15 protein-coding genes are annotated in these 13744 nt (G+C 37.8%); 3 read left to right on the forward strand and 12 right to left on the reverse strand.

Annotated features, from left to right (window positions below):
• Nucleotides 1–22: 22 nt before the first annotated feature.
• The 10 genes from asd to Q0W25_RS08130 all read right to left on the reverse strand — a co-directional run bounded on the left by asd (nucleotide 23) and on the right by Q0W25_RS08130 (nucleotide 8240).
• Nucleotides 23–1072 (reverse strand): aspartate-semialdehyde dehydrogenase, encoded by a 1050-nt coding sequence (gene asd / locus Q0W25_RS08085; RefSeq protein ID WP_298521031.1) that lies wholly within the window; start codon nucleotides 1070–1072, stop codon nucleotides 23–25.
• Between the two features lie 9 nt (nucleotides 1073–1081).
• Nucleotides 1082–1903 (reverse strand): 4-hydroxy-tetrahydrodipicolinate reductase, encoded by an 822-nt coding sequence (gene dapB / locus Q0W25_RS08090; protein ID WP_298521033.1) that lies wholly within the window; start codon nucleotides 1901–1903, stop codon nucleotides 1082–1084.
• A gap of 11 nt (nucleotides 1904–1914) precedes the next feature.
• Entirely contained in the window at nucleotides 1915–2808 is an 894-nt protein-coding gene (dapA, locus tag Q0W25_RS08095) for a 4-hydroxy-tetrahydrodipicolinate synthase (RefSeq protein WP_297827208.1), read from the reverse strand.
• Entirely contained in the window at nucleotides 2805–4025 is a 1221-nt protein-coding gene (locus Q0W25_RS08100) for an aspartate kinase (RefSeq protein ID WP_298521034.1), read from the reverse strand. The genes dapA and Q0W25_RS08100 overlap by 4 nt, the downstream gene beginning before the upstream one ends.
• Nucleotides 4026–4209: 184 nt before the next feature.
• Nucleotides 4210–4407 carry a 30S ribosomal protein S17e gene (locus Q0W25_RS08105; protein WP_287411096.1) on the reverse strand — a complete coding sequence of 66 codons (198 nt, stop codon included), beginning with the start codon at nucleotides 4405–4407 and terminating at the stop codon, nucleotides 4210–4212.
• Nucleotides 4400–4735 carry a chorismate mutase gene (locus tag Q0W25_RS08110; protein WP_298521036.1) on the reverse strand — a complete coding sequence of 112 codons (336 nt, stop codon included), beginning with the start codon at nucleotides 4733–4735 and terminating at the stop codon, nucleotides 4400–4402. The genes Q0W25_RS08105 and Q0W25_RS08110 overlap by 8 nt, the downstream gene beginning before the upstream one ends.
• A 91-nt stretch (nucleotides 4736–4826) precedes the next feature.
• Nucleotides 4827–5693 (reverse strand): shikimate kinase, encoded by an 867-nt coding sequence (locus Q0W25_RS08115; protein ID WP_298521038.1) that lies wholly within the window; start codon nucleotides 5691–5693, stop codon nucleotides 4827–4829.
• On the reverse strand, nucleotides 5693–6775 hold the full coding sequence (locus tag Q0W25_RS08120; RefSeq protein WP_298521040.1) for a glycosyltransferase family 4 protein: 1083 nt from the start codon (nucleotides 6773–6775) through the stop codon (nucleotides 5693–5695). The genes Q0W25_RS08115 and Q0W25_RS08120 overlap by 1 nt, the downstream gene beginning before the upstream one ends.
• 90 nt (nucleotides 6776–6865) lie before the next feature.
• Complete coding sequence (gene cbiD, locus Q0W25_RS08125; RefSeq protein ID WP_297827051.1) at nucleotides 6866–7942, reverse strand: cobalt-precorrin-5B (C(1))-methyltransferase CbiD; 1077 nt, start codon at nucleotides 7940–7942, stop codon at nucleotides 6866–6868.
• 34 nt (nucleotides 7943–7976) lie between these two features.
• Nucleotides 7977–8240: a thioredoxin family protein gene (locus Q0W25_RS08130; protein ID WP_297827054.1), complete on the reverse strand. Its 264-nt coding sequence runs from the start codon at nucleotides 8238–8240 to the stop codon at nucleotides 7977–7979.
• A 126-nt stretch (nucleotides 8241–8366) separates the two neighbouring features.
• Here Q0W25_RS08130 and Q0W25_RS08135 point away from each other — a divergent pair, with 126 nt between their 5' ends.
• A complete protein-coding gene (locus Q0W25_RS08135) occupies nucleotides 8367–10448 on the forward strand; it encodes a DEAD/DEAH box helicase (RefSeq protein WP_298521043.1) in 2082 nt (693 codons plus the stop codon).
• Nucleotides 10449–10461: 13 nt separating this feature from the next.
• On the opposite strand, the gene Q0W25_RS08140 is transcribed toward Q0W25_RS08135, so the two are convergent.
• A complete protein-coding gene (locus tag Q0W25_RS08140; RefSeq protein WP_298521045.1) occupies nucleotides 10462–10758 on the reverse strand; it encodes a DUF2098 domain-containing protein in 297 nt (98 codons plus the stop codon).
• 11 nt (nucleotides 10759–10769) lie between these two features.
• The gene (locus Q0W25_RS08145) at nucleotides 10770–11057 is read right to left on the reverse strand and encodes a PRC-barrel domain-containing protein (RefSeq protein WP_297827060.1); all 288 of its coding nucleotides are present in this window, start codon (nucleotides 11055–11057) and stop codon (nucleotides 10770–10772) included.
• 89 nt (nucleotides 11058–11146) lie between these two features.
• Between Q0W25_RS08145 and Q0W25_RS08150 the strand changes: the two genes are divergently transcribed.
• On the forward strand, nucleotides 11147–12811 hold the full coding sequence (locus tag Q0W25_RS08150; RefSeq protein ID WP_298521047.1) for a tRNA uridine(34) 5-carboxymethylaminomethyl modification radical SAM/GNAT enzyme Elp3: 1665 nt from the start codon (nucleotides 11147–11149) through the stop codon (nucleotides 12809–12811).
• A 57-nt stretch (nucleotides 12812–12868) separates the two neighbouring features.
• Nucleotides 12869–13588 carry a deoxyribose-phosphate aldolase gene (gene deoC, locus Q0W25_RS08155; RefSeq protein WP_297827064.1) on the forward strand — a complete coding sequence of 240 codons (720 nt, stop codon included), beginning with the start codon at nucleotides 12869–12871 and terminating at the stop codon, nucleotides 13586–13588.
• Nucleotides 13589–13744: the final 156 nt, after the last annotated feature.

Here is a 13744-nt window from a genome sequence, read left to right on the forward strand (position 1 = left end):
TAGAAAAATTAAAACGATAAAATTAGAGTATTTTATCATTAATTAATTCTGCATTGAGTATAGATGCACCTGCTGCACCACGAACAGTATTATGTCCAACAAGAACATATTTGAAACTATTGTCAAATGCTTGGTCTTTTCTTAACCTACCAACAGTAACAGCCATACCGTTACCCGCATTTCTATCCATTCTTGGCTGTGGTCTGTCGGATTCTTCTTTGACAATTACTGGATTTTCAGGAGCTGAGAATAAATTTAGTTCTTGTGGCAATCCTTTAAAGTTTGCCATACTATCTTTAACATCAGCAATGTCAAAGTCATCTTCCAACTCAATGAATACTGCTTCAGTATGACCATCGATAACAGGAACCCTATGACAAGATGCACTTAAAGAGAAATCTGCATTAACTACATCAGTACCATCGAAAGAACCTAACAGATAGAGAGATTCGCTTTCCATTTTTTCCTCTTCCCCACCGATGTAAGGAACAAGATTGTCAACAATAGCCATTGATGGAACCCCATTATAACCTGCACCGGATACTGCTTGCATTGTTGAGACCCTAACAGCTTTAACATCAAAGTTATCCACAACAGGTTTTAAAGTTAAAGCCAATGCAATAGTTGAACAGTTAGGGTTGGTTACTATGAATCCGTCCCAGTCATTTTCCTTCTGTTGAGCATCAATCATGTTTAAGCACTCAGGATTAACTTCAGGAATTACTAATGGAATATTTTTCTTCATTCTGTGTGCACTAGCATTACTTGCAACAACGTAATCTTTAGCAAAATCTTTTTCAACTTTTAAAGCGAAATCAGCTGGAAGTGATGAAAATACAATATCTACATCGTTATCCATAGCGTCAGGGTTTGTTTCACAAACTACAATGTCTTTAACTGATTCAGGCATTGCATCATTCATATACCAGGTTGTTGCATCTTCGTATCTTTTACCGGCGGAACGAGAGGACGCCGCTAAAGCAGTAATTTCAAAATCTGGATGGTTTTCGAGTAATTGAATAAATCTTTGTCCAACCATCCCAGTTGCACCGAGAACACCAACGTTTACCATATTAAACACCTATTCTAATCCTAAAACATCATTCATACTGCTGACAATACCTAGTTCAGCATTAGGAATATATCTAATAGCCCTAATCACACCAGCAATGAAAACTTCCCTAGTATGTGCTTGGTGTTTGAGCTCTATTCTTTCACCTTCACCGACAAACATCACGGTGTGGTCACCTACGATATCTCCACCACGGATGGCATGAACACCGATTTCCTCTTTAGTTCTTTTGCCAACCAAACCTTGTCTTCCGTAAACACCAACTTCTTCTGTGTCACGGCCAAGTTCCCCAGCAATCACTTCAAATGCAGTCATAGCTGTTCCGGAAGGAGCATCCTTTTTCTGATTGTGGTGAGCTTCAATAATTTCAATATCAAAATCATATAACAATGGCGCCAATTTCTTTAATGTGTTGAAAAATACGTTAACTCCAATGGACATGTTTGAAGAAATGACTGCAGGAACATTGTTTTCCTTAATGTTTTTTGTGTTTTCAGCCATTTGCTCTTCGCTGAATCCAGTAGTTCCAACAACAACACCAACGCCACAAGAAGTAGCCACCCTGATTGTGTCAACAGCAGCATGTGCAATGGTAAAGTCCACCAAAACATCTGCACCGGAAGATTTCAAAGCTTCTTCCAAATCTTCTGATCCAACAATTTTAACACCAATTTCCCCAACGCCAGCTTTAAGGCCTGCATCGACGCCTGCAAGAGGAGTGTTTGGCATTTCAATAGCTGCAACTACTTCCATGTCATCTTGTTCAGTAATTCTTTTAATAATGCCGGAGCCCATTCTTCCTGCGGCTCCAGTAACTGCTACTTTTATCATGATTTAACCTTTTAAATTAAATTAGAATCTTTTAAAGCTTTTTTGAGAATTTCGAGATTTTCTTCTTTCATTGGAGCTAATGGTTGTCTGAGAGGTCCTGAAGGAAGCCCCATAAGACCCATAGCTGTTTTTACAGGTACAGGATTGCTTTCAATGAATAAAGCTCTGATTAATTCAACCATTTCATAATGGAGTTCGATTGCTCTTCCATAATCATCATTCAAGATGCTGTCAACCATTAGAACCATTCTTCTTGCATCAATATTTGCAGATGCACTGATAACACCAGTACCTCCAACTGCCATAATAGGCAAGGTCAATGAATCTTCACCTGATAAAATATTGAAATCGTCTTCAAGTCCTTCATGCTGAAGAGCCCTGTATATGTCGGAAACTTTATCAACACTTCCACTAGCTTCTTTAACTGCATCGATATTGTCTACTTTAGCCAATTCCACAATGGTTTCGACATCCATGTTTACTCCAGTACGGGATGGGACATTATATAAAATAATCGGAATGTCACAAGATTCAGCAACGGTTGTATAATGATTAATTAAACCATGTTGCTGTGGTTTATTGTAATAAGGAGTGATTAGCAATGCAGCATCAGCTCCAGCATCGGCAGCGAATTGTGTTAGGGATAATGCTTCGGAAGTAGCGTTACTTCCAGTTCCCGCAATTGTCTCTACTCTGCCATCAACTTCATCCACTAAAATTTCAATTACTCTTTGATGTTCTTCATGACTTATTGTAGCTGATTCACCGGTAGTTCCGGCGCCAACTAAACCTGAAACTCCTTGGTCAATGAGATAATTAATATTGGATCGGAATCCCTCTTCATCAATTTCCCTGTCTTCAGTTAAAGGAGTTACCATTGCAACGTATGTACCTTCAAAATTCATTTTAAAACCTCGCTAATTAAACTGTGTGCTTTTTCACCATCTTTCCAATCAACAAATAATACAATGGCAGTTTGTGATGAAATAATTTCAACAATGTTTATGCCATTTATCCTAAGTGGTTCTGTAATTTCTGAAATAATTCCCGGGGTATCAATGATATCTGGACTGACAAAAGTAATCATCGCTGTATCTCTTCCCAAGGACAAAGAACTTAAGACATCATTTTCCACAACAAAATGGTGCAGTAAATGATATGCTTTGTTAGAATCTGCCTTATCGACAAATGCGGTCATTGAATTCTGACCTGCAGAAATGCCGAAAATGTTAATATCTTCCTCAGCAAGACATCCTGTCAAGCCGGCAAACAGACCAACTTTTTTTACCATAGCCTCGCCGACAATTGCAATAAGAGAAATAGGGTTCTTATAAAGTGTTACGCATTTTAACATGTCTCCTTCATAAGGTCCCACAATACGTGTTCCCTTTGAAGATAAATCACCATGGGAGAAGTTGATGATTTTAGCACTTATTAATGGATCTTTGTATTTCAATGCATGAGGGTGTAAAACCTGCGCACCATGGGTGGCCAAATCCCTCATCTCTTCAACTGTAATCTGATCTAATAATTCAGCATCCTCAATTTTATTAGGGTCAGTTGACATCACTCCATCCACATCAGTGACAATTATAACTTCATTAGCTTCCAAACAATGCCCTACTAAAAATGCTGTGACATCGCTACCACCCCTTCCGAGGGTTGTGATTTCTCCGCTAGGACCTTTTCCTAAAAATCCGCAAATAACAGGAATGATTCCCTGATTGACAAGTCTTTTGATACCTTCAATTTTGATATTTGTGGTTTTGAAATCTATCTTTGCCTCTAAAGAGTTTGAATCAGTTATGATTGGCCATAAATCATTATAAGGGTCAATAAATTGAGAAGTTACTCCTAAAGATTCAATAGTTGCTGAGAATAATCTAGCACTAGTTAATTCGCCCATAGCCATAATTTCTGCCTTTTGCTTGTCAGTCAAACTTACGCCGATTGCTTCATTTGATAAATCAAGAAGATCATCGGTTGTCTTGTTAACGGCTGAAACTACAACTACAACCTGATTGCCTTTCATATACTCATTTACAACGGACTGCGCCGCTTTTTTAATTCTGGAACCATCTCCCACCGAGGTTCCACCAAATTTTGCTACTATTAAATCCATTAAGTTCACCTATTTCTTTAAAAATTATTGACATTTTGTTAAAAAATCAATTAAACAAAATATACATATTTATTTTTATACAACCATATTAATAAACTTTATAATAAAATGAGAGCTGTATACCTAAAAAAATTCAAAATATAAAAAAGATTAATAAAAAAGAGTAAGAAAATATGAAAAAAGCTTAGTCTTGGGTTTGTTCTAACCTTACAAGCCTTGTAACATATCCTGCGATTTTATTTCTTAAATGTTTAGTACTTACAGTAGAGTATTCTTGTACTAATTTTTTGTTTTCTTCAAAATCAGTAGTGAAAACACCTTTGTGAGTTTCGATAAGTTCTTTTGCTAAACGTTTAACAAATGAAGTTCTAATATTACCCATTAACATTCCTCCCTAAAATTTTTTTCTGCTCATTCTTATTTAAAATAGTTAGCATGTCTAATATTTGATCAATGATATCTGCATCAAGACCCCTTTCTTCAGAAAATCTCCTGACTTTATCATGGAGTTTGTCTTCCCGGGATTTATCGTAAATCGGCATCCCGATAAAATCCTTTGCAAGAACAATGTCTTTTGCAAGAGAAGTTCTCTGAGAAATTAAATCTAACAATTCATTATCAATTTCATCAATGCGATTTCTAGATTCGATTAGAAGATTTTCAGCTTCTTCAATGCTGTTAAAAGATTTAATTTTATAATCCTCTGACAAAAAATCACCATCTTTGATAATAATGATAATAATATAATCTATTAGCATACTAGTATTTAAACTATATGCCTGAATTACAAAAAATGATAATTTAAATCAAAACGCAGCCAATATTGTCAACTGCAGTTTCTATGACCTGACCCTCATATTTGCTCCAGGATTCCCTGACATCATCAATTGAATCCGGACTGACAACAGCAACAAATGAGGAACCTGTACCTGACAATCCTGATGCGATTGCACCTGCCTCTAAAGCATCAACAGCTATCGCTGAATCAAAACCTAAAGTTGCGGAGTAAACAAGACCGTTCAAATTCAATGCCTTGAAATAATTCCTGTCTTTGGCAAAACCGAAAGCCGTTTCAACCAATGGAGATAAGAGTTTCATGCGTTCAGGATTGGAATCTCCTGATTTTGAATAAAAATTAGGCATATATACCAAAATTAGATGCTCCTCCATCTTTTCTTTTATGATGAACTCCCTGTTTTTATTATCCGTTACGACAACACCTCCAAAATAGGAAGCGGTTGCATCATCAAATGAACCGGTGATTGTAACACCAGCTTCCAGGGAAGCATCAATGGCCATGTTGATAATCTTCAAATCATCAAGAGGCTTAAAATCAAATTCCTGTGAAACTATCTCAGATACAGCCTTGACAATTGCGTTGGAAGAGGCGCTGCTGCTTGAGAGGCCTGAAGCCATAGGCAACTTAGAAGTTGTTTTCAAATTGACACCGAATTCCTCCTGACTGATGTTGTAATGGTCAAAAACCCTTTTCACACATAATTCCATCAATGTATTGTCTGCGCCAACATCATTAAAACATTCTATTCCGCTTTTGATAGATTTGGCTTCACATACGATATCCAATCCAATGCCGAAAGCCGAACCGAATCCTGTGGCGATTGCATTGATTATGGTTGCAGAACCAGGGGATCTGACAGTCCTTTTCATTATTTGACCTCATCATATGGAATGTTGATTTTTGAGAAATCCTTTGCCCTGTTTCTGGCATTCAAAGACAGAGCATTTCTGAACTCCCCATCATTGACCATTTTATCAATGGCTCTTGCTATTGATGAAATTTTCTTTGGATTGACAAGCAAACCGACATCATCGGTGATTATTTCAGTAATTCCTCCGACATTACTGCCTATTACAGGCTTGCCACATGCCAATGCCTCTATTAAAACCAGACCAAAACTTTCAGAAAAAGATGGTAATACCAGCACGTCAGCGCTTGGAATGATGTTTTCAACATCATTTCTTGAACCTGTGAAAATCACATCACGGATATTTTCCTCTTCAACCTTTTTCTTGAGTTTCTTGAATTGGGGTCCGTCCCCAACGACAACAAGATAATAATTGCTGTTTGCTATTTTTTTAGCTTCCAAAAGAGAGTCTACATTTTTCCTTTTTATCAGATTTCCTACAAAAAGAACTATAGGCTTATCAGAAAGCTTATATTCCTCTTTAAATGAAGAATCATCAGTATTCTTAAATTTTTCAATATCTACGGAATTCCATGAAATTTTGGTTTTGTCTGCAATGCCTGTAACGCCAGTTGCAATGATTTCATGTTTTAGGGCATTGCTTACCGCAAAAACACCGTCAGCATTCTTCAATACCTTTCTAATGGTTGACCTCATCAAAGGTTGGGTCTTGTATAATTCAAACATATCAGAACCGTGTGCAGTAACGTAAGTCTTGATTCCATGCTCATTTCCTACCTCTACCGCAGCAGCACCTGCGGGAAACAGGTAATGTCCATGAATAATGTCAATGTCGACCTTTTCAAGAAGGTCCTCTAATGCCTTTTTAGCATTCATCTTAAACATCAATCCCCTAACACCCGGAATGTTAAGTCCCTTTGTTCCGATTACATGGATGCCGTCAATATCCTTAATTTCCTTGTGAGGATAAGTGATTACATAGACTTCATGCCCTTGCTTTACAAGTTCCTTTGATAGAGTGTGAATATGAACACCTACACCACCAACATGTGGTGGAAACTGACCAACCATAGCTATCTTCATTGAAAAACCTCAATATTATATTTCAAGATTATTGTTTAAATAATTAATCAGTAAAATTGTTTAAAAAAAGTGAATATAAAGTTTGGGGACTCATTTTTTGAAATTGTCATTGAGATAATTGCCTTCCATATCAACCAAAATGACATTCAAATCCAATTCAAAGCGCTGCATGCATCTTTCGGCAATTGCTGAAGCTATACTGTTTGAAACTTCAGTGGAACGATTGATTTCATTTAAAATGGACATCATATCATCGGTTGTTTTGGAATCATACAGCCTTTGGAGATGCACTTTGTCAACACCGCTGATTGCGGCATGGGCAACCATTATCTCACGCCTTCCGTCGGCAACGGCATGCTTTGTGTTGAACAATCCTCCTGCAACCTTAATCAGCTTGCCTATGTGTCCGAAGTATATGAACTCATCGATTCCCCTTTTTTTGGCTTCCTCAAACATGAAACCCACATAGTTTCCTGTCTGAATAATCTGTTCCTTGTCAACACCCAAACATTTCAAAGCCAATTTTTCACCGATGTTTCCAGGTACGAATACCAATTCACCGACATCAGATGCCAATGCGACATCGATTTGGGTGACTATTGAATTCTTATAGGCTTCACTGGACATTGACCTTGCAATTCCGGTTGTTCCCAAAATGGATATTCCGTCAATTATGCCTAATTTCGGGTTCATGGTCTTTTTAGCTATTTCCCTGCCTTCTGGAATGGAAATTGTAACCTTTGCAACCTTTCCTTCGGGAACCTTGTCCTCCAGATTTTTGACTATCATTTTACGGGGGACCGGATTGATTGCATAGTCGCCGACAGGTATTTGGAGGCCGGGCTTTGTGACTTTCCCGACACCTTCGCCACCAGTTATGATTATATCGGAATTTTCATCAGTTTTATCAATTAATTCAACAGTGGAAACGATGGCCAAATCCACAGTAACGTCAGGATCATTATATGGATTCTTATGGGCCACTGCATAGGCCTTAAAAGGAGACAACAATTTGCATTCATCTATGATGATGTCTAATGTTGTTTTGGGAGTTTCCACTTTAACGCAGGCAATATCCGAAGAGTCCAAAATTGCATCAATCGCAGCCAGTGAACATGCGGTTGCTACAGTGCCTGTCGTAATCCCAATATAATTTTCATCAGTCATTTTAACAAAATAATAATAAAAAAAGATATGAATCTTATAATAAAGATTCGAGTTTTTCTATAAGTTCAAAGTCATGAGGTGCGCCGACAAAAGCCACTTCCCCATCAATAACAATTGTAGGAACTGCCATAATCTGATAGTTTATAGCTCTTTCTCTGTTTTCATTGCTTTCATCAATTTTAACGACCTCTACATCAATTGCATCGCCCAGTTTATCTTTTGCAACTTCAGCAGCTTCAATAGCTGATGGACAATGTGGACATGAGTTTGTTGAAAATACTTCTACTTTAATTGCCATGGTAATTCTCCGTATTTTTTTGATTAAACCTAATTTATCTTAACTAATATATAATTTTTACCTCAAATATTAGATATCAAATGCTCACTCCAAATATTTATTAAATAATAAGAAAATAAAATTTAAATGATTAAAATGGAAAACCTACCGACTGATATTAAAAAAATAATTAATAGCGCGTATCATTACATTGAGGAATTCAATCCTGCCCAGAAGGCAGTCATTGAATCAGGATATTTGGATGATTCATCAAATTACATCATTTGCATACCGACAGCAAGTGGAAAAACTGTATTGGGAGTGTTGCCTGCCCTCAAAACCATTCTTAATGGTGGAAAGGCAGTCTATGCTGCCCCACTTCTTTCAATTCAAAATGAAAAGGTGAAGGAATTCAAGGCATTTGAAGAGCACGGCATCAATGTGGGAAAACATCCTTCAAGCGCAGATTTATCAGTCATGGTTTTCGAATCATTTGATGCACTTACAAGATTTTCATGGGATACTTTGCGCGATGTCGATACTTTAATCATAGATGAATTCCACATGATTGGAGAATTTACAAGAGGACCTACACTTGAAGCCGCAATCACAAGGGCAAAAGTCATTAACCCAAGCATGAGGATAATTGCCCTTTCAGCCACATTGAGAAATATCGAAGAGATTGAAGGCTGGCTTGAAGGGACATGCGTTGAGCATGACTACAGGCCTGTCCCATTGCATAAAGAGGTTTTGGATACAGAAATGTTCAATACCAAAAACAAGAATGACGTGATTGTGAAAGTGATTGAAAAGGCAATCAAGGACAAGTCACAGGCTCTCGCATTTGTATCAACAAGACGCTTTACCGAAAGCCTTGCAACATATGTTTCCGGAAAAATCAATAAAAAACTGAACGTGAAGCAGAGGGAAAGGTTTAAGGAAGTTGCAGAAAAATTGCTTGACGTTCCAAAAAGAAAAGGATCCCTTCCAACAAGCACATGCCTTAAATTGGCAGAATCTGTTGAAAAGGGTGTGGCTTTCCACCATGCAGGACTTTTCAACGAACAGAAGGAAATCATCGAAGATGAATTTAGAAACGGGAACATATTAATGATTACTGCAACTCCAAGTCTGATGTATGGAGTTAATCTACCATCAAAAACCGTCATAATCAGAGACCACACCAGATGGACAAGCAACGGTCCTCAGCCGATTCCTGTTTTTGATTATGAACAGATGTCTGGAAGGGCAGGAAGGCCTCAATACGATGACGTCGGCTATTCATATCTTGTTGCAAAAACCATGGACGAAGCTATGAACCTTGAAGAATATTATATCGAAGGTGACATTGAACTGACAAACTCAAAACTGATTGACAACAAGGATGCCGTTTACAGACAGATAATTGCTCAAATCGCATCTTCCCTTTCAAAAAATCTGGAGGACCTGACCGACTTTTTCGGAAAAACCCTTTACGGATACCAAATGAGCAACAATCCTTCAATGTCTCTTTTTGCTGCAGACAGCCTAAGGTTCGAACTTGAATCAGCACTGCAGTTTCTGCTTCAAAACGGAATAATCCTAGCCACACCGGAAGGCCTGAAAACTACCGATTTCGGAAACCTGATAGCTAGGTCAAACTATACTGTTGAAACATTAGTAAAAATCAAAGAGTACATTACCGGCATCAGCGAAATCAATGTTGAAGAGTTCATTTATGCATTGTCCGAAACCCCTGATTTGCCGTTGATATCATTCAAGGGTAGGAAATCAAAAGATCCTGTGCGTGACAAATTGTCTGAAGTGGGATTGTTTGCAGTTGACATCGGAAACCCTGAAGCTACAACAGTCTCATTGATTGAATGGATTAACGAGCGAAACGAATATGAGATAGAAAATAAGTATAACGTTTATTCAGCATCAACCAGAAGGTCCGCTTACGAAGCTTCACGTCTAGTGATATTTGCCAAAAAAACCGCAGAAGTTCTAGGTGACTATTCAAACCTCAAGGAATATGACGTGCTGTCTGCCAGATTATACTATGGCGTTAAAGAAGACATCATTCCGTTAGTTGTTGGCGTGAAACGTCTTGGAAGAAAAAGAGCTAGAAATTTAGCGAACGTCTTCGGCAATGATTTGAAATCTGTTTCTGAAAGTGAACTGCAAAAAGTTGATGGAATCGGCCCTAAACTTGCAGAAAAAATAAGTTTATTTGCAAAAAATAAATAAAAAAAAGGTGGATTTAACCTCCACCGTTACCAGCATTGGCATCTATGTTTACATCTTCAAAGTCCAATGCCCCTTCTTTGATATCTTCAATATTGACTTCTTTGGCTTCGCCCCAGGATGATTCTTTAATATCCTTTTCATCCAGCAACTCAACGAGCTTTGAGCGGTACCACAAGTCAGTCTTGTCTAGTTTTACCCAGTCGACATCATCAACTGTCTTCATATCAATGACTTTACCGATTGTTCCAGTATCAACATATCTGACTTGGGAATCAAGAGGAATTTCAATTTCTCTTGCATCAACAACCATTTTAACCACAATTATTCTTCATCTGCGTCTTCAATTTCAACTTCAACAGTTTCTGCTTCTTCTTCAGCTTCTTCTGCTTCTTTTGGAATTTCTTTGTTTAAAATTACATAAGCTCCGATAGTGGCGATGTCGTCGAAACTGATTTCGAGTTCATCTCTGGAGAATATGTTTTTTTGTAAAGTCAAAACGATAGTTTCGATTTTACCGGTTTCGACATTGAAATCTATGTTGTCAACTTTTCCAACAACATTAGCGCTTTTATCTAAAACAGTTGAACCAATAAATTCTTTAATTTTCATAATATCACCTTGATTATTATTATGAACCATATATAATAAAACATTAACTATTATAATTCCAAAATATAAAAATTTAATATGGTGAAATAATGGAAAAAGCATGCAGGATTATAATTGATGATATCATTGATGGCAGAATATCCACCCGCCGTGATCTGGAAGTTTCAAAAAGGCAGCTGTGCCGTGACTTGAAATTGTCCAAATTCATGAGCAATGCCGACATCTTGGAATATGCGAAACCTGAAGAAAAGGAAATCGTTTCAGGAATCCTTAAAAAGAAACCTACAAGGACAATGTCCGGTGTTGCTATCGTTGCCGTGATGTGCCACCCGCACAAATGCCCTCATGGAAGATGCTTCTACTGTCCTGAAAGCGAAATAGCTCCTCCAAGCTATACCGGTGAGGAACCTGCAGCTTTAAGGGGAAGAATGTATGATTTTCATCCCTATGTCCAATGCTTCAACCGATTGAAGCAGCTCAAAAAGATAGGTCATCCAATCGACAAGGTCGAGCTGATCATAATGGGCGGAACATTCCCGTCAAGGGATTTATGCTATCAGGAATGGTTCACCTCCCAATGTCTGAAAGCAATGACCGATTTCGGTTTGATTATTGAAAACAAGCCTACAAATTACGAATACAATATGGACTTCGATGAGATAAGAGACTTCGAAAAGGGAGTCTTGAAGACATATCCCCCTAACGATTATGTTCTAATCAGCGATGTTCAAAAGGCCAATGAGAACTCAAAGGTCAGATGCGTTGGAATGACATTTGAAACACGTCCGGACTATTGCAAAGAGGAACACATCAACAGGATGCTGGACTTTGGAGTGACAAGAGTGGAACTGGGCGTCCAGACACTGTCCGACGATTTGTACAGGAAGATAAAAAGAGGCCATACGATAGCTGACGTTATCGAAGCCAATCAGCTTTTGAGAGATTCGGCGATAAAGGTTGCAATGCACATGATGCCTGGACTGTTCGTTGATGAAAAGGAAGACCTCAAAATGTTTAAAAAACTGTTTAGCGATGACAATTTCAAGCCAGACATGCTTAAAATTTATCCTTGCTTGGTAACCAAAGGAAGTGAGCTTTATGACCTGTGGGAATCAGGCCAATATGCTCCATATACCGATGAGGAAGCCGTGGAACTGATTGTTAAAATCAAAAAGATTCTTCCGAAATGGGTCAGGACAATGAGAATACAGAGGGATATCCCATCCACACTGATTGAAGCAGGGGTTAAAAAATCCAATCTTGGAGAGCTCGTCTACAACAGGCTTGAACAGGAGCATATTGACTGCCAGTGTATCAGATGCCGTGAAATCGGCCACAAGAAAACCAAGCAAAGTTATACTCTGGAAGATTTTGAACTGTTTAAGGAAAGTTATGATGCGTGTGGTGGAAAAGAGTATTTCCTGTCTATTGAAGATGTCAATGAAGAAAGCATCGCAGGATTTTTAAGGTTGAGGATTCCGTCCAAAAATCACTTCAGAAGTGAAATTAAAGACACAACCGCCCTTGTTCGTGAACTGCATGTCTATGGAAACATGATAAAGATTGGAGATAAAAATCCAAAAATAGGTCAGCACACCGGATTTGGCGAAAAACTTCTGAAAGAAGCGGAAAATATTGCACAAGACAACGGAAAGGACGAAGTTGCAATCATAAGCGGAATCGGATCAAGGAATTACTATCGCAAGTTCGGATATGAAAAGGTCGGACCGTACATGATTAAAAAATTAATATGAAAATATTTATATATATCATTCGTATATATACTAACTAATTATTAGAAGAGTGGTAATATGTACAACATAAAAAATTCAAAAGAGTTGGCAAGACTAATCAATTATACTAATTTAAACAACATCATTTCCGAAGAGGAAATGAAAGAATTTTTACAAAAAGCTAAGGAACTGAACTTCAAATCCGTAATCGTTTCACCGACATACGTTTCATTAGCTAAAAAAATCCTGGCTGACACAGAAGTGGAAGTCGGAAGCGTAATCGGATTTCCTTTAGGATTTGAAGATACCGAAACCAAATTGGCTGAAGCATCATCCTTGCTTGAAAAAGGCGTGGATTCACTTGAAGTTGTCGTTAACCTAAGCCATTTGAAAGACAGAAAATACAATTTAATCGGAAAAGAGATAGAACAGCTTAAGGAACTCATGGGAGATAAAATCCTAAAGGTCAACATTGAGGTCAAAGCCCTTGACGATGCTGAAAAGTCTGCTGTTGCACAGGTAATCGAAAAGGCCGGAGCGGATTACATCAAAAATGCTACAGGATTCGTATCACCATGCCACATCTATGAAATCGTAAACGACATCAACATATTCCAGAAATATGCTCCAACCACAAAAATAGAACTATACGGTGGAATAGACAGCTATAAAATTGCAAACCAAGTTTTAACCGCAGGTGCAGATTTGATTTCAAGCAATTATGGATATGAAATCGTAAAACAATACAAAGACTTGAGAGAAAACACTCAAGTAACACCAAAACCAATTACCTTATGAAAATAAGGTAAACTTCTTTTTTATTTTAACTATTTTTCAAAAACCTAATATCAACTAATATTTTTTAAAATTAACAAAAAAAGAATTTAAGAATGCCATGGGCCGGACTTGAACCAGCGACATCTAGATCTTCAGTCTAGCGTTCTCCCATCTGAA

This window comes from uncultured Methanobrevibacter sp., from assembly GCF_947166415.1.
Lineage (GTDB): Archaea > Methanobacteriota > Methanobacteria > Methanobacteriales > Methanobacteriaceae > Methanocatella.

Excerpts from the sequence above, each read along its gene's own strand:
- Q0W25_RS08150 (WP_298521047.1), top strand. The coding sequence starts at position 11,147 with ATGGAAAAAGCATGCAGGATTATAATTGATGATATCATTGATGGCAGA.
- Q0W25_RS08130 (WP_297827054.1), bottom strand. The coding sequence starts at position 8,240 with ATGGCAATTAAAGTAGAAGTATTTTCAACAAACTCATGTCCACATTGT.
- dapB (WP_298521033.1), bottom strand. The coding sequence starts at position 1,903 with ATGATAAAAGTAGCAGTTACTGGAGCCGCAGGAAGAATGGGCTCCGGC.
- dapA (WP_297827208.1), bottom strand. The coding sequence starts at position 2,808 with ATGAATTTTGAAGGTACATACGTTGCAATGGTAACTCCTTTAACTGAA.
- Q0W25_RS08120 (WP_298521040.1), bottom strand. The coding sequence starts at position 6,775 with ATGAAGATAGCTATGGTTGGTCAGTTTCCACCACATGTTGGTGGTGTA.
- Q0W25_RS08135 (WP_298521043.1), top strand. The coding sequence starts at position 8,367 with ATGATTAAAATGGAAAACCTACCGACTGATATTAAAAAAATAATTAAT.
- deoC (WP_297827064.1), top strand. The coding sequence starts at position 12,869 with ATGTACAACATAAAAAATTCAAAAGAGTTGGCAAGACTAATCAATTAT.
- Q0W25_RS08145 (WP_297827060.1), bottom strand. The coding sequence starts at position 11,057 with ATGAAAATTAAAGAATTTATTGGTTCAACTGTTTTAGATAAAAGCGCT.
- cbiD (WP_297827051.1), bottom strand. The coding sequence starts at position 7,942 with ATGACTGATGAAAATTATATTGGGATTACGACAGGCACTGTAGCAACC.
- Q0W25_RS08100 (WP_298521034.1), bottom strand. The coding sequence starts at position 4,025 with ATGGATTTAATAGTAGCAAAATTTGGTGGAACCTCGGTGGGAGATGGT.
- Q0W25_RS08140 (WP_298521045.1), bottom strand. The coding sequence starts at position 10,758 with ATGGTTGTTGATGCAAGAGAAATTGAAATTCCTCTTGATTCCCAAGTC.
- Q0W25_RS08105 (WP_287411096.1), bottom strand. The coding sequence starts at position 4,407 with ATGGGTAATATTAGAACTTCATTTGTTAAACGTTTAGCAAAAGAACTT.
- asd (WP_298521031.1), bottom strand. The coding sequence starts at position 1,072 with ATGGTAAACGTTGGTGTTCTCGGTGCAACTGGGATGGTTGGACAAAGA.
- Q0W25_RS08115 (WP_298521038.1), bottom strand. The coding sequence starts at position 5,693 with ATGAAAAGGACTGTCAGATCCCCTGGTTCTGCAACCATAATCAATGCA.